This window comes from Pontibacter roseus DSM 17521 (assembly GCF_000373265.1).
GTDB classification, from domain to species: Bacteria; Bacteroidota; Bacteroidia; order Cytophagales; family Hymenobacteraceae; genus Pontibacter; species Pontibacter roseus.
This window is the reverse complement of the sequence record NZ_KB890767.1, coordinates 146,162-167,651: the sequence shown is the minus strand read 5'-3', so window position 1 is coordinate 167,651 and position 21,490 is coordinate 146,162. Positions and strand designations below refer to the sequence as shown.

13 protein-coding genes are annotated in these 21,490 nt (G+C 55.0%); 6 read left to right on the top strand and 7 right to left on the bottom strand.

Going from position 1 to position 21,490, the window contains the following annotated elements:
- Positions 1 to 457: 457 nt before the first annotated feature.
- Positions 458 to 994 carry a TetR/AcrR family transcriptional regulator gene (locus B051_RS0117300; RefSeq protein WP_018479482.1) on the top strand — a complete coding sequence of 179 codons (537 nt, stop codon included), beginning with the start codon at positions 458 to 460 and terminating at the stop codon, positions 992 to 994.
- A 200-nt stretch (positions 995 to 1,194) separates the two neighbouring features.
- Here B051_RS0117300 and xylE read toward each other — a convergent pair whose 3' ends face one another.
- The 7 genes from xylE to B051_RS0117265 are packed head-to-tail and all read right to left on the bottom strand — an operon-like array spanning position 1,195 to position 10,828.
- Positions 1,195 to 2,646 (bottom strand): D-xylose transporter XylE, encoded by a 1,452-nt coding sequence (gene xylE, locus B051_RS0117295; protein ID WP_018479481.1) that lies wholly within the window; start codon positions 2,644 to 2,646, stop codon positions 1,195 to 1,197.
- 41 nt (positions 2,647 to 2,687) lie between these two features.
- Positions 2,688 to 4,019, bottom strand: coding sequence for a xylose isomerase (gene xylA / locus B051_RS0117290; RefSeq protein ID WP_018479480.1), 1,332 nt, complete (start codon positions 4,017 to 4,019; stop codon positions 2,688 to 2,690).
- A 34-nt stretch (positions 4,020 to 4,053) separates the two neighbouring features.
- Positions 4,054 to 5,538 carry a xylulokinase gene (locus B051_RS0117285; protein ID WP_018479479.1) on the bottom strand — a complete coding sequence of 495 codons (1,485 nt, stop codon included), beginning with the start codon at positions 5,536 to 5,538 and terminating at the stop codon, positions 4,054 to 4,056.
- 5 nt (positions 5,539 to 5,543) lie between these two features.
- Positions 5,544 to 6,728, bottom strand: a complete 1,185-nt coding sequence (locus B051_RS0117280; protein WP_018479478.1) for an endo-1,4-beta-xylanase — start codon at positions 6,726 to 6,728, stop codon at positions 5,544 to 5,546.
- Between the two features lie 41 nt (positions 6,729 to 6,769).
- Positions 6,770 to 7,528, bottom strand: a complete 759-nt coding sequence (locus tag B051_RS0117275) for an SDR family NAD(P)-dependent oxidoreductase (protein WP_018479477.1) — start codon at positions 7,526 to 7,528, stop codon at positions 6,770 to 6,772.
- A gap of 19 nt (positions 7,529 to 7,547) precedes the next feature.
- Positions 7,548 to 9,716, bottom strand: coding sequence for an alpha-glucuronidase family glycosyl hydrolase (locus B051_RS0117270; RefSeq protein WP_018479476.1), 2,169 nt, complete (start codon positions 9,714 to 9,716; stop codon positions 7,548 to 7,550).
- A 44-nt stretch (positions 9,717 to 9,760) separates the two neighbouring features.
- A complete protein-coding gene (locus B051_RS0117265; RefSeq protein WP_018479475.1) occupies positions 9,761 to 10,828 on the bottom strand; it encodes a LacI family DNA-binding transcriptional regulator in 1,068 nt (355 codons plus the stop codon).
- Positions 10,829 to 11,317: 489 nt separating this feature from the next.
- Between B051_RS0117265 and B051_RS0117260 the strand changes: the two genes are divergently transcribed.
- The 5 genes from B051_RS0117260 (at position 11,318) to uxaC (ending at position 21,437) form a co-directional block, all read left to right on the top strand.
- The gene (locus B051_RS0117260) at positions 11,318 to 14,437 is read left to right on the top strand and encodes a SusC/RagA family TonB-linked outer membrane protein (protein WP_018479474.1); all 3,120 of its coding nucleotides are present in this window, start codon (positions 11,318 to 11,320) and stop codon (positions 14,435 to 14,437) included.
- A gap of 12 nt (positions 14,438 to 14,449) precedes the next feature.
- A complete protein-coding gene (locus B051_RS0117255; protein ID WP_026236487.1) occupies positions 14,450 to 16,399 on the top strand; it encodes a RagB/SusD family nutrient uptake outer membrane protein in 1,950 nt (649 codons plus the stop codon).
- A gap of 224 nt (positions 16,400 to 16,623) precedes the next feature.
- Complete coding sequence (locus B051_RS0117250; RefSeq protein ID WP_083919471.1) at positions 16,624 to 18,579, top strand: sialate O-acetylesterase; 1,956 nt, start codon at positions 16,624 to 16,626, stop codon at positions 18,577 to 18,579.
- Positions 18,580 to 18,805: 226 nt separating this feature from the next.
- Positions 18,806 to 20,014 (top strand): mannonate dehydratase, encoded by a 1,209-nt coding sequence (gene uxuA / locus B051_RS0117245; protein WP_018479471.1) that lies wholly within the window; start codon positions 18,806 to 18,808, stop codon positions 20,012 to 20,014.
- The gene (gene uxaC / locus B051_RS0117240) at positions 19,980 to 21,437 is read left to right on the top strand and encodes a glucuronate isomerase (RefSeq protein ID WP_018479470.1); all 1,458 of its coding nucleotides are present in this window, start codon (positions 19,980 to 19,982) and stop codon (positions 21,435 to 21,437) included. Before uxuA ends, uxaC begins: the two co-directional genes overlap by 35 nt.
- Positions 21,438 to 21,490: the final 53 nt, after the last annotated feature.

The window sequence follows — 21,490 nt, the reverse complement described above, 5'->3', positions numbered from 1 at the left end:
GAATCAGACGCATGACTCGAACCTTGGCATTCCCGATTTCTAAGTGAGGTAAAATAATTGTTAAGTTTTCGGTCCATGTGTTGGCCCGGCTGAGAACATAGCGAAAAGTTTGTAAATTAGGTGATTCGTCAACTAAGCGATGTCCTTTCTCACCTGTGCGGGTAATGCGTGTGCTGGTATACCTGAGGAGTCGCTTCAAGAGCGGGTATACCTGGTTTTGAAGCTGAAATGGACAATCTGACTAGGCACCGGATATCTCCCACATCCGCTGAAGCATGATGTGCACATCTTGGTGGGATGAAGTGATTATACCATGAACGGAAACCTTATTGTATCAAAAGGTTTCCGCATTGCCCAACTACCGATTATCTTTGTGAACCGCCTCTGAACCCCATGGACAGTAAGGAATACCCTCGCTGGCGATGGAGTGGAAGGCAACTGAAGCGCTTGATTGAAAATGTCTAAAACGAAGAAAGAAACCATATTGGATACGGCCTTGGACCTGTTCGCAGACAGAGGATACGAGGCCACTCCTACCAGCCTTATCGCAAAAGAGGCCGGTGTGTCAGAAGGGCTTATCTTTAAGCACTATGTGAACAAGACAAACTTGTTGGAGGAGGTGGTGAAGGCAGGCTACAGGCGTATCACGGACAAGAGCAAAGGGCTGGTGACGGTGAGCGACCCGGCCATGCTGATTGCGAACGTGCTGGACATGCCGCTCAGGCTGGTAGAGGATGAGCGCAATTTCTGGCGCATGCAGTTCCGACTGGTGGACGAGGAAATCGCGCAGAAGCATCACAAACGCTATACCCAATCGGTGATGCAGAAGCTGGTGGAAGCCTTTAAGAAGCTGGGCTACGAGGAGCCGGAGTTGGAGTCAGAGATACTGATGCTGATGGTAGAAGGCCTTTGGAGGCTCTTCCTGACGACCGAGGACAAAGACCAATCCAAGAAGATGCTGGACCTGATAAAGTCGAAGTATACGACCCGGTAAGGTATAGGAATCGTGCCTAAGCACGTAGAGAGAATTTGCTAAAAGGAGCCACACTAATGGCTCCTTTTTTATTCTAAACCAAAAGCAAAAAGAGGCCGGCAGGTATAGCAGAAACTTTTCTTCTGCTATACCTGCCGGCCCTGAAAATTCTAGTATTCTACAACTGCTATACCTATCCGAAGGTATAACGGCTGCACTTGCTATACCTTCGCCCTGGTGGCAGTGGCTGGCCTCTCTGTTACAGTCCCAGCTTTCGTGCCCCACAGCTTCTCCATCTCTTCCAGGGTCTTGCCTTTGGTCTCGGGCACCATCTTCCAGACAAACAGCAGCGACAGCACACTCATCACGCCATAGAAGCCATACGTGAAAGCGCCGCTGTACTCCATCATGGATGGGTAAGTGGAGGAGATGAAGTAGTTAGCTGCCCACTGCGCTGCCACGGCCACGGCCACCGCCTTGCCCCTGATTTTGTTCGGGAAAATCTCGGAAATCAGCACCCAGCAGATAGGCCCCCACGACATCATGAACGAGGCGGTATAGAGAATGATAAACACCAGCGTACTGATGCCGATTACCTCATAATAGGCTAAACCGGAGATGGCGAACATACCGATGGCCATACCTACCGAGCCCACCATCAGCAGCGGCTTTCTGCCCCACCGGTCCACCGTCAGGATGGCCACCACAGTGAAGATAACATTGATGACGCCCATCACCACAGTCTGCAGCATGGAGGCATCCTTGCCGGCTCCCATGCTTTCAAAAATGCGCGGGGCATAGTAAAGCGCCACATTGATGCCCACAAACTGCTGGAAAACCGACAGTAAAATACCAATCACAATCACGGTCTTGCCATACGAAAGCAGCTTGCCGGAGTGGTGCTCCACCGTGTTCTTGATGTCCGCGAAAATTTCCCGGGCCTGGGCAGCACCGTTCACCTTCGTTAGGATTTTCATCGCCTCCTCATCGCGGTTCACCATACTCAGGTAGCGCGGCGTCTCCGGAACGAAGAACAGCAGGACGCCAAACAAACCAGCCGGAATCGCCTCCGAGAGGAACATCATTCTCCAGCCTACGGTATCAATCCATTCCACTGACTGTCCGCTGGCGATGCCCCAGTTCACAAAGTATACTACCAGCATGCCGAAGATGATGGCGAACTGGTTCAGGGAAACCAACCGCCCGCGCATGTTGGCCGGCGCTATCTCCCCAATGTATACCGGGCAAACCGCCGACGCCAGGCCGACCCCTATACCTCCGATGATGCGGTAGAAGTTGAACATGTAGAGCAGGCCCATAGTCGGCTCGCTTTCCTCAAAGAACAAGAACTCCGGGTACCCGGAGCCCAAGGCAGACAGAAAGAAGAGAAACGCCGCCAGAATCAGGGTTTTCTTCCGTCCTATACCTGAGGCGAACACCCCAGATATAGCCCCACCGATGATACACCCAATCAGGGCGCTGGAGATGGTGGCACCGTGTACCCAGGTGCTCAGGCCCTGGCTGCTTATCAGGTAGTTTTGCACCGATTTCTCAGCGCCTGAAATCACGGCTGTGTCGTACCCGAAGAGTAACCCACCCAGCGTGGCAATCAACGTAATCCCGGCGATGTAGGGGAGGTTCTGCTGCGCCGTTTCTTTTTCGTTCTGTATCATGGTGAAGTGGAAAAAGGGTTAGGTTATAGGTCTGCCGCCTCTTAGATGAAGCGGTTAATCAGGTTCTCCAGGTACTCCTGACGGCCGCTTCTCACAGCCGGCTCCCCGTACTGGATGGCATAGGCACGTAGGTCCTCCAGCGTCAGCTTGCCTTCTTCGTACTCCTTGCCTTTGCCGCTGTCAAACGAAGCGTAGCGCTCCTGACGAATCTTTCTGAAATCAGAGTTCTGCAGGATGTTGTCTGCCGTGATAAGGGCTCTGGCGAAGGTATCAGCGCCACCGATGTGAGCGTAGAACAGGTCTGCCGGGTCCGTGGAGTTTCTTCTGATTTTCGCGTCGAAGTTGATGCCGCCGCCCTGCACGCCACCGGCTTCCAAGAACACCAGCATGGCCTCCGTCAGCTCGTTGATGTTGTTCGGGAACTGGTCCGTATCCCAGCCGTTCTGGTAGTCGCCGCGGTTGGCATCGATGGAGCCCAGCAAACCCGCGTCAGCGGCTACCTGCAGCTCGTGTTGGAAGGTATGGCCGGCCAGCGTGGCGTGGTTCACCTCAATGTTTATTTTGAAATCATCCAGCAGGTCGTACTGGCGCAAGAAGCCAATCACCGTGGCCGCGTCATAGTCGTACTGGTGCTTGGTCGGCTCCATCGGCTTGGGCTCGATGAAGAAGGTGCCTTTGAAACCCTGGCTGCGGGCATAATCCTTGGCCGTATGCAGGAACTTAGCGAAGTGCTCCTGTTCGCGCTTCATGTCAGTGTTCAGTAGGGTCATATAGCCTTCGCGGCCACCCCAGAACACGTAGTTCTCACCGTTCAGGGCAATGGTGGCATCCAGCGCGGCCTTCACCTGGGCAGCGGCATGCGTCAGCACGTGGAAGTCCGGGTTGGTGGAGGCACCATTCATGTAACGGCTGTGCGAGAACACGTTGGCCGTGCCCCACAGCAGTTTTATACCTGTCTCTTGCTGTTTCTGCTGCGCATACTCCACAATGGCCTGCAGTCGGCGCTCATTCTCGCGGATGTCGTTGCCATAAGCCACTAGGTCCACGTCGTGGAAGCAGTAGTAGGGCATACCCAGTTTGGTGATAAACTCAAACGCGGCATCCATCTTGTCTTTCGCGTTCTCCACAGGGTCCGACTTTTTGTTCCAGGGGAAGTTCAGGGTAGGGCCACCAAACGGGTCAGAGCCATCGGCGTTGAAGGAATGCCAGTAAGCCACCGCAAAGCGCAGGTGGTCTTTCAGGGTCTTGCCCGCCACCATGCGGTTCTCGTCGTACCAGCGGTAGGCCAATGGATTATCAGACTCCAGTCCTTCGAATTTAATCTTATCTATACCTTTGAAATACTGGGTTTGTGTCAGTGTCGTATTTGCCATGAGTTTGTAAAATTTAGCTTGTTCTATGGTATGATTAATTTTCGTTCAGATGTTTTTCCAGCAGGGCTTTCCATTCCTGGTATACCGGCTCGTACCGGTCGATGGCCTTCGGCTCCACTACCTGCAGGCGCTTGCTGTTGGTAAAGGCTTCCGCTTCTGACTGGAAGGCTTTTACCCCGATGCCGGCTCCCAGCGCAGCGCCCACGCTGCCGTCGTTCTGGTACAACTCCACCGGCACATGGGTAGCGTTCACAAAGGCCTCGGTGAAGGAGTCGCTGAGGAACAGATTCGCCTTGCCAGCTCGGATGATACTCGGGTTCATGCCGCTCTCGCGCATGATGTCCAGGCCGTAGCGGAAAGCGAAGGCGATGCCTTCCTGCACGCCCCGGAACATATGGGCCTTGGTGTGCAGATTCAGGTCGATGTGATGGAAATGGGAGCCTACGATTTTGTTGTTGAGCATGCGCTCCGCCCCGTTTCCGAAAGGAATCACCCGCAGTCCGTTACTACCGACAGGTATAGCGGATGCCAGTTGGTTCATCTCACCATAGCTTATACCTGTGCCGGCTATGGTTTTGATCCAGCGGTTAAGACTGCCCGTGCCGTTGATGCACAACAACACGCCCAGCCGTTTTTCGTCACCTGCATAGTTCACGTGGGCAAAGGTGTTCACGCGCGACTGCGGGTCGTAAATGAGCTTGTCGCTCACGCCGTAAATCACGCCGGATGTACCGGCGGTGGCGGCCACCTCGCCCGGCTGTAGCACGTTCAGTGACAGCGCGTTGTTGGGCTGGTCGCCTGATTTGTACGTTACCGGTATACCTGCTTTCAAACCCAATTCGTCAGCTACGGCCTTACTCACAATACCATGCTCCGAGAATACAGGGTTGATTTCCGGTATCAGGTTTTTGTCGAACCTGAAGTAGTTAAGCACATCACTGGAGAGCTGGTCGTCCTGGAAATCCCAGAACACGCCCTCCGAAAGCGCCGATACGCTGGTGGTGATGCTGCCCGTCAGTTTCATGGCCACGTAATCACCGGGCAGCATGATTTTGTCGATGTTGTAGTAGAGTTCCGGCTCATTGGCTTTCACCCAGGCCAGCTTGGAGGCTGTGAAGTTTCCCGGTGAGTTCAGCAACCGGGAAAGGCTGCGTTCCTCGCCGATGGTTTTAAAGGCTTTGTTGCCAATCTCCACGGCACGGCTGTCGCACCAGATGATGGAGTTGCGCAGCACCTGCTGCTCCTGGTCCACCACCACCAGCCCGTGCATCTGGTAGGCTATACCTATGGCGCCAATGTCCCTCGGGTTATACCTGCCCATGGCATTGGCTTTCAGGATGGCGGCCTTGGCATGCTCCCACCACATCTCCGGCGACTGCTCTGCCCAGCCCGCCTTGGGAGAGATGATGTCCGACTCCTCATCCGGGTACTGCGCCGAGGCGAGGCACTCCTGCGTTTGGGCATCGACAACAGATACTTTGATGGATGACGTTCCTACGTCTATACCTAATAAGAGCATAAATACTATTGGGTAGATGAAGTTTTGGTTTTAGAATTCAGAACGGCCTCCAGCGCAGGCTTGGGCTGGTAATTTCGGTCGAACAACAGCGGATGGCTGGTGCGCCCTTTGATGGGCCAGTCATTCAGCCAGGAATTGGCATCCGTCACTCCCCAGAAAGTCACCCGGCTGATTTTGTCGCTGTGCTTCTGGAAAAGCGCAAAGATATCGGCGTAACGCTGCGCCAGTTTCTGCTGCACCGAGTCTGGCAGGCCTTCGGTGTACACGTTGTATTTCTGGTCAAACTCGAAGGTCGCGTCAATGTCGGCGCCGTTGCGGTTGCTTGGGTTGGGCAGCACATCGATATCGAGCTCCGTAATCATCACCTTGCCCAGTTGGGAGAAGGCGACGATACTTTCCTCTATCTGCTGAATGCTCGGATTCTCCAGCCCCCAGTGGCCCTGCATGCCGATGCCGTCTACTTTTATGCCTTTTTCCTGCAGGTTACGCACCAGGCGTATGGCTCCGTCGCGCTTGGCGGGTTTCCACATATTGTAGTCGTTGTAGTACAGCTCCGCCTCCGGGTCCACTTCATTAGCCAAGCGAAACGCCCGCTCCAGGTATTCCTCCCCGGTGATGGTGAGCCACTTGGACTGGCGCAGCGTGCCGTCATCGTTCAGTGCCTCGTTCACCACGTCCCAACCCTGGATTTTGCCCTTGTACCGGCCGGCCACCGCGCGGATGTGGTCTTCCATGCGCTGCAGCAATACTTCCTTGCTGGCGGGTTTGCCCTTGCCATCTTCAAACACCCAATCCGGCGTCTGGTTGTGCCACACCAAGGTATGGCCTACTACAAACATGTCATGCTTTTGCCCCAGTGCCACAAAGTCATCGGCAGGACCAAAGTTATACTTGTCTGGCTCCGGGTGCACGGGCCCCCACTTGAGCAGGTTCTCTGGCGTGATGGTGTTGAAATGCTGGGTGATAAGCGCTGTGGCCTTTTCGTCTTTGCCACCCGCCTGCGGGTAGTTCAGCGCCGCCCCAATGTGGAAGTCCTGCTGAAAAACGTCTTTCAGGGCTGTGGTGGAAGCAGTAGCAGCCGGCTCGGAAGCGACTGTCTCCGTAGTCTGCTGCTGGGAGTCGGTGCAGGACGAAACCGCCAGCGAGGCAAGCAGGAGCGAGGAGGCGAGAAGTGCTTTGGGTGTTTTCATCGTTCTTGGTCTGTACATGTCAGCTAGCAGTGAGGCTGGTGTTAAAAACCGATGGAGTTGCCGCCATCTACGGGCAGCACGGTGCCCGTCACGTATTTGGCGCCGTCCGTGGCGTAGAAATAGACTGCTTCCGCAACATCGGCAGGCACGCCCAGTTTGCCCATCGGGGTCCGGGAGAGCACTCTGTTCTTTCGCTCCGGGTCGTTGTTGAGCGCCTTGGCCGACATGTCGGTGGCGATGAAGCCGGGAGCCACGCAGTTGACGCGTATACCCTGCGGCGACAGGTCCACGGCCATGGCTCTGGTCATACCTTCAATAGCGGTTTTGGAAGCGGTATAGGCAATCACTTTAGGTATGCCGTACTGCGCCGCCATGGAGCTGATGTTCACGATGGCGCCGCTGCCGTGCGGAAGCATGGTCTTCACCACCTCGCGGCTCAGGGCGAAGACCGAGGTCACGTTGGTCAACAGGATGCGCTGGAACTCCTCATCGGTCACCTCTTCAAACGGCTTCTTCATGTTGATGCCCGCATTGTTGACCAATATATCAATTCTTCCATACTTCTCCACGATATCCGTGACCAGTTCCGGTATTTGTGGAAGATTCGTCAGGTCGAACACAATATAGGAGCACAGTTCTCCGAAAGCTTCCTTAGCCGCCTGTAGCTTCTCCTCGTTCCGGCCGATGATGATGGTGCGTATGTTCTGCTGCACAAACTTCTGCGCGATGGCATAGCCCAAACCGGATGCTCCCCCGGTGACGATGGCTGTTTTGGCAGTTGTGTTTGAATCTGGGTTCATGGTTGTATCTAATGTGATTTTAAATGCCCGGTACGAACTTGGGGTCCAGTCGCATGTAGTGCTCCAAGGTATGGGCTGGTTTTTCTAAATCTTGCGGAATCGGGCGTTTGGAGAAAGTCTGGAAGTAGAGCAGACAGGCGTCGCGCCACCATCTGGCCTCTTTCTCCTGCATAGCCAGGAAGGTCTTGACATGCTGGAACCGCTCTTCGTCCACCTGGCCCTGCATCTTATCCCAAGTCTGCTGCATCTGCTGCACGCCTTTCACGCCATCGCTGTATCGGTAGCACAGTTCATCCCACAGCGTTCTGCCGGATTTCACTTTGTAGTCCCAGCCCACGTGGTGGAACCACAGCAGGTATTTCTCCGGCACCTGCTTCAGGCTGCTGAACTGTTTGGCAACAGGAGGGAAGTACTGCGCCACGGCGTTGCTGCCCGTCTTGGTGCGGTCAAACCCGATGCCTTTCTCATCAGCTTTGTGGTAGTACACCGAGGTCCAGTCGGCGCGGTGCTTGTCTTTTATCCAGGGGCCGGGGCCGTAGTGGTGGTCCCAGGCCATGATGTGATGCAGGCCGAGCGGCGTCATGTAGTTCACCACCGTCTCATGCGAGGCCAGCATCATCTGCTTGACCGGAGCCACAAACTCCTGTTTGTTCGTGAACGTCATCCGAATCCACTCTTCTGCAATCGCTTCGGAGGAGAGGTCATGGTTCCAAGCCAGACGGCCGAAGTTATACCAGTTGGCCTGCCCGAACTGATGGCCGGTCCAGTTGCGGTCAGTGCCGATGTTGGCGACGCCGGCTATACCTGTCAGCTGGTGCTTGTGCAGCGTGCCATCGACCACTTTGGCTACCGTAGAACCCTTGCCTTTGGCATGGGTGTCGGAGTCTAGCGTCTCTTTGTACATCGGGGAGAGGTAAGCTAGACTGGTGCCTTGGCCTAGATACTCCTGCGTAATCTGGAACTCCATCATGAGCGGGGTCTTCGGCATGGCACCGAAGAGCGGGTGGAAAGGCTCGCGTGGCTGAAAATCAATGGCGCCGTTCTTCACCTGCACCAGCACGTTGTCGCGGAAAGTGCCGTCCAGCGGCTTGAATTCGTTGTACGCCTGCTTGGCGCGGTCGTCGGGTTCTTTGTCGTCGTACACGAAGGCGCGCCACATCACAATGCCCCCGTGCGGGGCCACCACATCGGCCAGCATATTGGCGCCCTCGGCGTGGTTGCGGCCGTAGTTCTGTGGACCTGGCTGCCCCTCGGAGTTTGCCTTCACCAGAAAACCCCCAAAGTCAGGTATGGCTTTGTAGATTTCGTCTGATTTTGCTTTCCACCAGGCCTGTACCTGCGGCTCCAGCGGGTCGGCTGTCTTTAATCCGCCAATCTCAATGGGGGCGCTGAAGCGGGCGGTCAGGTATACCTTGAGTCCGTACGGTCGGAAAGCATCGGCCAGCGCGGCCACTTTCTGGATGTAGGCTGGGGTGAGTACCAATGCGTTCGCGTTCACGTTGGTGAGCACAGTGCCGTTGATGCCGATGGAGGCATTGGCACGGGCATAGTCGATGTAGCGCTGGTCGATGTAGTCGGGGAGGCGGTGCCAGTCCCAGAGCGAGAAGCCGGCATACCCGCGTTCCACGGTGCGGTCCAGGTTGTCCCAGTGGTTGAGAACGCGGTTCCTGGTTTTCGGGGCGCTGCTCAGGGAGAGGCTGCTGATGTCCTGCTGCGTCTGCAGGAGCCTCAGAAAGTGGAAGCTGCCATAGAGCACGCCGATGTCGGTGTTGGCTGCAATTAAGGTATAGGAGCGGCCGTTTTGTTTGGTGGTGAGCAAAAGATAGCCTTCGTCACCAAGGGGCTTCAAGCGGTCTGCTATACCTAGGTTTTTGATGAAGGTTGAACTAGATGGTGTGCCCGCCACGAGCGCACGTTGCTGGGTAGGCTGTTGCGCCACGGCTACCGGCTGCCCCAGCAAGCCGGCCAGGCCGGTCTGCAATTCCTTCTGTGCGACGGAGAGGGTGGGGGAGTCGCCTTCCAGCACCAGTTCCCCGACAGTTTGTCTGTAGGCGGCCAGTTTGGAGGCGTCCTGCACCAGGTCATACCGTTGCCACAGCCTGTAGCCATCTTCGGCCCATACCTGCTGGGTGCCTGTGCAGCCCAGCAACACTATAAGAAGCAAAAGGAGTAAAGGTCTCTGTTTCATGCGCTATACCTTGTTTTCAGATGAGCCGGTGTGGGTGCCTTCGGCTATACCATGCCAGCCGCTTTGCCGCTCTTGGCCGGTGGGGCAGTAAGTTTCTTCTTCAGCGAAGACTCGCGCACCACCAGCTCAGAGCGGAGGGTGATGGTGTTGGTGATGCTTACATCAGACACGCCATCGAGGTAATTGATGAGGCTCCTGACGGCCACTTCGCCCATTTCGCCTCCAGGGTAGTCTACCGAGGTCAGGTTGGGTTCTATGATTCGGGTGATGGGGTCGTTGTTGAAACCGACTACGGCTATGTCGCCAGGTATGGAGATGCCCGCCTGCTTTAGGGTTTTGATGCAGCTCACGGCGCAGGTGTCGTTGGCCACGAAGATGCCGTCCGGCAGCGGGTCCATCTGCAGTATTTTGTTGGCCGCCTCCACGCCTGCCTGCTCGCTCAGGTTGGTCTCTATGACATAGTTTTCCCTGAAAGCGATGTTGTGGTCCATCAAAGCATATTTATACCCTTTGAGTCGGTCCTTGTACACATTTATCCGGAGGTTGCCGCTGATGTGGACAATGCGTTGGCAGCCCTGCTCCACCAGGTGGGTGGTGGCCGTGTGCGCGGCCTGTATGTTGTTGATTACAATGCTGGTGCACTGCTTGTTCTCCGGAACCCGGTCATAGAACAGCAGCGGGATGCCCTTGCTGAAGAAAGGCTCGAAATGGTCGATGTTCTCGGTGTCGTAGGCCAAAGACACCAACAGCCCGTCCACCCTATTCTCGAACATGGTCCTGGCATTGGCAATCTCTTTCTGAGCCGTCTCCAGCGATTGGCTGATGATCAGGTTGTAGCCTGCCTCGTTGGCCACCTTCTCCATACCTGCCATCACCAGTGACTGGAAGTTGCTGTCCAAGCGCGGCACAATGACGCCCAACGTATTGGTGCGTTGCTTTCGGAGCCTGCTGGCAAAGGCGTTGGAACGGTAGCCCATCTGAGCGGCCGCGTCAAATATCTTCTGCTTGGTGTTCTTGTTGACGGCCGGATGGTTGTTCAGTCCCCTGCTCACTGTCGTGGGAGAAATCGACAACTCTCTGGCTATATCATAAATGGTTATTTCCTTCTCCATTCCGGGGTCAATGTCATGTACAAACAAAGTAATGAAATCGGTTGCAATAATAAAAACCTATGTACGGCTTTATTTAGTTCAGGTATAGAAAAATATTGAGTACTTAATCACCTGAGGTGTAGCAGACATAACCGTTTGGATGATAAAAAAGCTACATATGAGTGAATTATTTATAATTTTCTTATTCTGTATGGGATAAAAAGTTTAGAGTTTGGCATAAAACATATTGTAGCAGGAGACGTATGGAGAAGAAATCTTAAAAAATGTTTCTGCAATCGGTTGCAATTTTAAGAAATAAGATACAAGTTTACTGTGCAGTTGAGCAACCACTCACTTTAGTAGGCTGTTCGAGCCGATTGTGATGTGTAGAAGGTATAGGGGCAGCGTGTGCTCAGGTCAATTAGTGTGATGAATCGATTATAACCCAACATAACATAAAGTATCGTGAATCAATCCATTAAAGCAAATACTAATTAAACCTTAGCACTTATGAAATGTGATTTTACTCAAAATCTCAAACTGATGGCCAGGCGGCTGTATATGCCCAAGGCCTTCAAGGTACTGGTTGTGCTGCTTCTCTCTTTGGCGGCTGCCTTGCCTGCTGCAGCGCAAGGTAACGCGTTCAGCGTGACTGGCCGTGTCACCGATGCGGCGACCGGAGAGGGGCTGCCCGGCGTGACGGTGCTTCTGAAAGGCTCCTCAACGGCAGCTCCCACCAATGCGGAAGGCGCCTATACCATCAACCTGCCTGACGGAAACGGTACACTCATTTTCTCTTACATTGGCTACACAGCACAGGAGGTTCCCGTGAATAACCGCTCAACCATCGACGTGAAGATGGGAGCAGATGCCAAGGCCCTGGGCGAGGTTGTCGTGGTAGGTTACGGTACCCAGCGTCAGGAAGCTGTGACAGGTTCGGTTGCTTCAATCGGCGGTGACGTGCTGCGCGAGGTGCCATCGGCTAACATCTCACAGGCCCTGCAAGGGCGCCTGCCAGGGGTGGAGTTCACGCAATCATCCTCCCAGCCGGGTTCTGCCATGCAAATCCGTATTCGCGGTACGCGCTCGCTTACTGCCACCAACGACCCGCTGGTGGTGCTGGACGGCATTCCTTTTGCCGGTTCCATCGGCGACATCAATCCCAACGATATCAAGAGCATAGACATTCTGAAGGATGCCTCGGCCACGGCCATTTACGGCTCACGCGGCGCCAACGGTGTTATATTGGTGACAACCAAGACAGGCCAAATCGGGCAGAAGCCACAGGTGAGCTACAACAGCTTTGTTGGAGCGAAGTCTGTTTTCGCTAAATACCCGATGATGGAAGGTCCGGAGTTCGCTGCGCTGCGCAAGGCGGCCGGCCAGTACAACAATGCATTGGATGAGTCTGATGATGTGAACACCGATTGGCAAGACCTGCTGTACAGAACCGGCATGATGACGAGCCACGACCTTGGTATTTCAGGTGGAACCGAGCAGGGCCGCTACAACTTCAGCGCAGGCTACTTCGAGGATGAAGGTGTGGTTCCTACGCAGCAGTACAAGCGTTACTCCATACGTGGCGCATTGGACCAAGGGGTTGGAAACAACTTCCGCTTCGGCTTCACGACCTACAACAACTACAGCGTTTCAGAAGGCTCCAACGTGGGCTTGTACAATATCCTGAGCATGTCGCCTATCGCCAACCCGTACAACGAGGACGGCACCTTGAAAAGAACCATCCGGATGCCTTTGGATGAGCAGTGGTTGTTCACAAGAGACATGCTGGACGATATACAGGACAAGTGGCTGAGCGAAACAAGAGCATTGGGCTCTTATAACACCTTGTATGGTGAGCTGAAGATTCCGGGAGTGGAGGGTTTGAAGTACCGTGCCAACCTCGGCTTGAACTACCGCCAGAGCCACGGCGGCTCCTATACTGGAGAGGGTATCAACAGCGCTACGGCTACTACCCCTTCAACGGCCTCGCTGAGCAACGCGCGCACCACTGACTGGACCATTGAAAACCTGTTGACCTACGACCGCACCTTCGGTGGGAAGCACAACGTGAACGTGGTTGGTTTGTACTCCGCCTCCGAGAGCCAATACGACAGAACACGCATCACAGCCAGGGATATACCTGCTGATGCCTTTCAGTTCTACAACCTGGGACAGTCCGCCGGCGAAATCACCGTGCTCACGGCTCCCGAGGACTATTGGAAAAGCGGCCTGCTTTCCTGGATGGGCCGTGCGATGTACTCCTATGACGACCGCTACATGGTAAGCGCCACCGTACGTTCCGACGGTTCTTCTAGGCTGGCGCCAGGGTATAAGTGGCATACCTACCCTGCGGTTTCTGTTGGCTGGAACATCGCCAGAGAATCGTTTATGCAGGATATCACCCTCGTGAACATGCTGAAGCTGCGTGCCGGTTACGGACAGACCTCCAACCAGGCAGTTAGCCCCTACGCTACACTCGGTCGCCTGGGCACCAGACCTTACAACTTCGGACCTGACAACTACCAGACTGGCCTGTATGTGACCGAGATTCCTAACCCGGGCCTAGGCTGGGAGTTCTCCAAGACATGGAACTATGGACTGGACTTCGCTATCCTGAATAACCGCCTTTCTGGTACAGTGGAATACTATGTGACGAACACCGAAGACATTCTGCTCCGCCTCAACCTGCCTCCTACAGCGGGTGTGAACACGGTTGTGTCAAACATCGGGGAGACCCAGAACAAAGGCCTAGAGCTTTCACTGAACGGCGTGATACTGGAAGACGTCAACGGCTGGACATGGGAAGCCGGTGTCAACGTGTATGGCAACCGCAACAAAGTGGTAGCGCTTGCTTCGGGACAGGAGAGGGATGAGGCTAACTGGTGGTTCGTAGGTCAGCCTATCAACGTCATCTACGACTACGAGCGTATCGGCCTGTGGCAGGAAGAGGACCCGCACCGGGATATCCTGGAGCCGGGCGGAAACGCAGGTATGATTAAGGTGAAATACACCGGCGATTACAACGCCGACGGTACACCGGTAAGGCAAATCGGGCCGCAGGACCGCCAGATTCTGGATGTGAATCCAGATTTGCAAGGGGGCTTCAACACCCGCGTGTCTTACAAAGGGTTTGATTTGAGCGCTGTGGGTGCCTTCCAGAGCGGTGGTACCCTCATCAGCACGCTTTACTCTTCATCAGGCTACCTCAACATGATGAGCGGACGCCGCAACAACGTGAAAGTAGACTACTGGACACCGGAGAACACCGACGCCAGGTATCCAAAGCCAGGCGGCATCGCCAGCGGCGACAATCCGAAGTATGGCAGCACGCTGGGTTATTTTGACGCCTCTTACCTGAAAGTGCGCACCATTTCGCTTGGGTATAACTTCAGCAACAGCAACTGGCTGCAGAACGTGGGCGTGAACAACCTGCGGGTTTACGTGACTGCGCAGAACCCGTTCGTGATGTTCTCGCCTTACCACAAAGAGTCAGGTATGGACCCGGAGACCAACTCCTACGGCAACGAGAACGCGGCGGTGACCACTGCCTACCAACCTCGTCTGCTCACCATCGGCACAAACTCACCTGCTACGCGCAACTACCTGGTTGGTCTTAATGTGACATTCTAAGAAATGATGACGATGAAACGTTTCTATATAAAAACTTTTACTGGAACAGCCTTGATGATGACGCTGTTCCTGGGGTCCTCCTGTGAGCATATTCTGGAAGAGGAACCACGCAGTATCTATGAACCCGGATTCTTCCGGACCGAGAAAGGGGTGCATGGCGGGTTGACCTCTATGTACGCTCACCTGCGCTACATTTACGGGGATGCCTACTTCTACAACGCCACCCTCACCGGTACCGACGAAGTGACCTACGCCCAGAGTGCGGACGAGAACTTCAAGGTGATGGACCTGTCGGGGCAGGGGGAAATCACCTCCTCCAACAGCCGCGCCGACAGGTTGTGGAACAATGCGTTCCCGAACATCAACACCGCCAGTGGCATCATCGAAAATGCCGCCGCCGTAGAGTCTATCCCGGCATCACTGATTGCCGAAGCCAGGTTCTTCCGCGCGTTCGACTACTTCATGCTGGTGCAGACGTTTGGAGGGGTGCCGCTGGACTTAGGCGCAGGAGAACTCAAATTCAACACAAACCCGGTGCGGGTATCCGTGCGCAATACGGTGCCGGAGGTATATACCAAAGCCATCTTCCCAGACCTGCTGGCGGCGATAAACGACCTGCCTGAAAGCCCGCGTGTAACCGGCGGTGCAACCAAAACACTGGCACGCCTATACCTGGCAAAGGCCTACCTGACCTACGGTTGGTGGCTGGAGAACCCGAACAACATCCCTACCTATCCGGAGGCTGCACGAACTGACCTGGACGGCAAGAACGCCCAGTGGTATTTCCAGCAGGCGTACGATGTGGCGACGGCAGGTATCAACAACCCGGGACCTTTCCGTTTGCAGCCGACCTACTACGACGTGAACCTGGGCACGAACGACCGCAACAGCGAGGTGATGCTGTACGCTGACCATACCGAGACGAGCGAGTTCTTCAACGGGGCCAGCCTGACCTTTAGCAATGGCAACCCTCCTGAGAACTTTGCTGGCTGGATGATGACCTGGAACTATACCAACATCAGAAGTGCTACAGACCCGAACTGGAACAGTGTGTTGAGCTCAGTTCAGCGTGAAGCAGCGCAGCCGCTGGGCCGCCCTTGGACGCGAATGGCTCCGACCATCGGCGTGGTAGAGAACACCTTTGCCGACAAAACGAATGACTCCCGCTATGACGGCACCTTTACAACCGTGTACCGCGGCAACTGGCCTAAAGGCGGTGCCAGCGCAGCGACCGTGTATAACGCTAACAACTTGCAGGTAAGACCGGGGGAGCCAATCCTGACTTTCCTGAACGAGGAGCCAGCCACAACCATTGATTACTCTAACTCGACTTATAAGAGCAACATTGGCGCGGGTGTGCTGCCAGGTAGAGCTGATTTTGTGGTATCGCCACGCGGCATCAGCAGAATAGTGTACCCGGGACTCTGGAAGCTAGGTCCTTATCGCACCGACAATGGCAGCGGGCTAGGACAGCCCAATGCCGCCAGCACACGTCCTTTCAACATTGCCAAGTTCTCGGAACTGTACTTCATAGCGGCCGAAGCAGCGGTGAAGGGGGCAACGACGCAGGCGGGTATGGGCGCCAGGGATTTGATAAACGTGATTCGTGCACGCGCCGGCAAGTGGCGCTGGGACAACAACGGAAACGCCGCGAAGGTACAGGACAACAGTGCTGCCATGATAGCGGCCACACCGGCGAACATCGACATCAACTACATTTTGGATGAGCGTTCGCGTGAGTATTACGGCGAGGGCTACCGCTGGTACGACCTGGTTCGCACCCAGAAATGGATTGAGCTGGCCTCCACTTACCGAATAGGTGGCATGAACTACGGAGAGCATACGCCGCAGACGGTGACGCGCAACATTCAGCCGCACCATTACCTGCGCCCTATTCCGCAGGGACAGCTTGATGCCATGGAAGGAACCACAGACTTGTTCCAGAACCCAGGATACAATTAAGATAGGGCAAGATAGAGAAGATTGGTTGCCGATTTTGACAGTCAATCTTCTTCATCCCGCCAAAAATCAGTTGGATTCACAGTTGGGGAGTAAACTTTAACAGGAAGCCTCTGCCAACGAAATTTGAAGGTTTGATTAGGTAAGTGAATAGTTTCGTGTATGGTCGGCCAGTTTCATACCGGTCGATCATACGCGTTTAAATGGACTAGTGAAAATCTTTCTCTATGAGAGCAGTTCTATCTAAAAAAGTTTTGCTTTTGCACCTGTTGCTGTGCCTGAGTGCGGTCGCCTACAGCCAGGTGAAGTTACCGCGCCTGATATGCAATGGCATGGTGCTGCAGCGGGATACGGAAACCAAGGTATGGGGCTGGGCCTCCCCCGGCGAGAAAGTATCCTTGGCCTTCCAAAAGAAACTGTACAATGCGGTGGCAGGCAAAGACGGGAAATGGAGTATCACCTTACCGCCCCAGAAAGCCGGTGGCCCGCATAATATGACCATCTCTGCCAGCAACGAGGTGCAGCTAAAGGATATCCTGTTTGGCGATGTATGGATATGCGGCGGGCAGTCTAACATGGAGCTGCCGATGGAGCGGGTGCAGGACAAATACGCCAGCGTTATCGCCAGTGCGAACAACCCGAACATCCGACACTTTGAGGTGCCGGACAGGTATGACTTCAAACAACCGAGACAAGATGTAGAGACAGGCCAATGGCTGGCCGCCACACCGCAGAACGTGCTCAAGTTTTCGGCCGCCGCCTACTTCTTCGCGGACGAAATCTACAAGAAATACAAGGTGCCGGTGGGGCTCATCAACGCTGCCCTGGGGGGCTCTCCTGCCGAGGCCTGGATAAGTGAAGAGTCGCTGAAGAAATACCCGGCCCATTATGAGGAGGCGCTCAAATTCAAAGATGACAAGCTCATCGCCCGCATCGACTCCAGTGACAGTGCCGTCAGCAACAAGTGGTATACCCTGCTGCATCAGACAGACGAAGGCGTTAAAAACAATTGGGCAGCTCCTTCCTTCGATGACTCCGGATGGAACAAAATGAATATACCCGGTTACTGGGCCGACGGGAAACTGAAGGACGTGAACGGAGTCGTCTGGTTCCGGAAAGAAATCAGCGTTCCGAAGAGCATGGTTGGGAAAGAAGCCAAACTCATGATGGGCCGGATTGTGGATGCCGACGAGGTATACCTGAACGGTACGCTGGTGGGGAAGACGACGTACCAGTACCCACCACGGCGCTACATGCTGCCAGCCAATGTTCTGAAAGAAGGTAAAAACGTCATTGCCGTAAAGGTCATCAACAACTCGGGCAGGGGCGGTTTTGTGCCGGATAAGCCTTACGAGTTAAACGTGGGCGGGCAGGTCATCGACCTGAAAGGACCCTGGAAGTATAAGTTGGGCGCCACCATGGAGCCACTGCCGGGGCAGACCTTCGTGCGTTGGAAACCAGTGGGCCTTTACAATGGCATGATAGCTCCTCTGACCAACTATCCTATCAAAGGGGTGCTATGGTACCAGGGAGAGTCGAACACGAAGAACCCAGCTGAATACCGGGGTCTGATGGAGACGCTCATCGCAGACTGGCGAACTCAGTGGGGGCAGGGCAATTTCCCTTTCCTGTATGTGCAGCTGACCAATTTCATGGAGCCGAAACCAATCCCGGGCGAGAGCAACTGGGCGGAACTGCGGCAGGCGCAACTGGAGACACTGGCCGTGCCCAACACAGGTATGGCGGTGGCCATCGACTTGGGGGAATGGAACGACATCCACCCGCTAAACAAGCAGGATATAGGAAAGCGGCTGGCCCTGCAGGCAAGGAAGGTAGCCTACCAGGACAAAACGGTAGTGGCATCGGGACCCCTCTTCAAGTCCATGAAGGCGCAGGGGGATAAACTCGTGCTCACTTTCTCAGACACCGGGAGCGGCCTGGTGGCCTCGGGTAAACAGCCACTGAAAGGTTTCGCCATTGCCGGACCGGACAAGAAGTTTGTATGGGCGAAGGCGGAAATCAAAGGAAACCAGGTGGTGGTGTCGCAGGAAGGTATAGCCAACCCGACCTCCGTGCGCTATGCCTGGGCCGACAATCCACAGGACGCCAACCTCTACAACAAAGAAGGTCTGCCTGCTTCGCCTTTTAAAGCAGAGTTGGAGACGGACACAAGCAGCAAATAGCCTGATGCGCTGTCTGATGGTTCTGGACACACTCTGTACAGACCAGGTTAGAGGAGACAGGTTTGTAAAGAAATAACTATTTAATAAAGTGGTTGATTTAAGGTGAGTGAGGCAAGAGGCTGCCAACCGGTAGCCTCCTTGCCTCCATCTTACCCGGCCAATCGGCGCAGTGGGAGCACCCTTCTGCACGAAGAAACACAAGGATAAAACATTGAACGATAAGACTATGTCACTGATACAAAGCTGGAGATGGTATGGCCCCAATGACCCGGTAACGCTGCAAGATGTGCGACAGGCGGGCGCCACCGGTATAGTGAGCGCGCTCCACCACATCCCGCATGGGCAGGTATGGCCGCTGGAAGAGATTCAGGAACGCAAGCGCATCATTGAAGCTGCTGGTCTGGAGTGGGTGGTGGTAGAGAGCGTGCCGGTGCACGAGGCCATCAAAACCAGACGCACCGACTGTGCGCTATACCTGGAAAATTACCGCCAGACGCTCCGAAACCTGGCCGCCTGCGGCATCACCACTGTGTGCTACAACTTTATGCCGGTCCTGGACTGGACCCGCACCAACTTGGCTTACGAGTTGGAGAACGGAGCCAAAGCCCTTCACTTCGATTGGGTGGACCTGGCGGTGTTCGATATGTTTATCTTGCAGCGAGCGGAGGCCGACAAGGACTACGCGGAAGAAGTGGTACAGCAGGCCAGGGAGAAGTATAGGAATTTCTCCGAAGAGGATTTGCAAAAACTCAGCGACATCATTTTGATGGGCGTTCCTACCGAAGGCAGCGTGACCATACCGGAACTGCTGCAGAGCATCGACATCTACAAGAACATAGGGCACACCGGACTGCGCGAGAACCTGGCCTACTTCCTGGAGTCCATCATGGACGTGTGCGAGGAGACGGGCATCAACATGACCATCCACCCTGATGACCCGCCTTTCGCCATACTGGGTCTGCCGCGCATCGCCACTTCCAAAGAAGACTTGCTGGATATCCTCCACCGAGTGGACCGCCCTGCCAATGGGATTTGCTTCTGTACCGGCTCCCTGGGAGCTGGCAGCCACAACAACCCTGTGGACATACTGAAAGCGGTGGGGCACCGGGTATACTTTGCCCACCTGCGCAACGTGCTCAAGGACGAGACGGGCAGCTTCTACGAGTCGGACCACCTGGCCGGCGATGTGGATATGTTCGGGGTGATGCAGGAACTGGTTCGAATCAACGAAGAGCGCGAACTGCCCATCCCTTTCCGCCCAGACCACGGGCACCAGATGCTTGACGATTTGCACAAAGTAACCAACCCCGGCTACTCCGCCATCGGCCGGCTGCGCGGACTTGCCGAGCTGCGCGGGCTGGAGATGGGAATTGCACGTTCCATGAACCAAACTGACTTACATGAGCAGAGACACGACACGTCAAGCCGTCACTAAGAAGAGGGCCGGGGCGGGTTTTCTGGACGAGGATTTTCTGCTGCAGACGGAGACGGCGCGGGAGCTATACCATACCTATGCCAAGGGCCTGCCCATTATTGATTACCACTGCCACCTGTCGCCGGAGCAGATTGCCCGGAATGATAACTTTCAGAACATGACCCAAATTTGGCTGGCGGGTGACCATTACAAGTGGCGCGCCCTCCGCACTCTGGGTATAGACGAGCGCTGCATCACCGGCAATGCCAGCGATAAGGAGAAGTTCATGAAGTGGGCAGAGGCTATGCCGTATACCATGCGCAACCCGCTTTACCACTGGGCCCACATGGAGCTGAAGAACCCGTTTGGCGTGACGGAACTCCTTTCTGGAGCCAACGCCCAGCAGGTATACACCCATTGTAACGACTTGCTGCAGCAGCTGGAGTTCACGCCACAGGGTCTTCTCAGGCATTTCAAGGTGGAGATGGTGGGCACCACTGATGACCCGGTGGACAACCTGGAGTTCCACCAGCACCTGGCTGCGGCACAGACCAAGACGCAGGTGCTGCCGAGTTTCCGACCAGACAAGGTGCTGCAGCTTTCGGGAGGTGAGGGTTTCAGAAATTATATCCAGCAGCTGGCCGAGGCGAGTCAGGTAAATATCACCAGCATCGATACCTTGTTGGAAGCGTTGCAACAGCGCGTCGATTATTTCCATGCAAACGGCTGTCGCCTGTCTGACCACGGGCTGTCGCAGCTGCCGTCGAAAAGAAGACTCAGCGGAAAGCTGGAACAGGCTTTTGCGGCGGTGCTGGCCGGAGACGACGAGACTGCCGCAGACCATCAGGAGGAATTCAGCCGGTACATCCTACTGGAGCTGTGCAAGATGTACAGCGAAAAGGGGTGGGTGCAGCAATTCCACGTAGGGGCGTTGCGCAATACCAACTCCCGCATGCTGCAGGTCAATGGTCCCGACACTGGCTATGATTCCATAGGAGACTTCTCACAGGCTGCCCCTATGGCCGCTTTCTTCGATGACCTGGAGCGTGAAGGGCAACTGGCCAAGACCATTATCTACAACCTGAACCCGGCTGACAATGCCGCTTTTGCGACCCTGATTGGCAATTTCCAGCAGAGCGGCATCAAAGGAAAGATGCAGTTCGGCTCGGGCTGGTGGTTCCTGGACCAGCTCGACGGCATGAAGGCACAGATGGATGCGCTCTCGAACATGGGACTCATCAGCTGCTTCATCGGGATGCTCACGGACTCGCGCAGTTTTCTGTCCTACTCCCGCCACGAGTACTTCAGAAGGCTGCTGTGCAACATTTTCGGGAATGATGTAGAGCAGGGCTTGTTGCCGGCTGACCTCCCCTGGATAGGCAAACTGGTGCAGGACATCTGCTACTACAACGCCAGGAACTATTTCCCTTTTCAACAGAGCTGATTAATCCTGATAAGCACACTTGCCATGAACACACCTCTCATACCAAAGCCTAT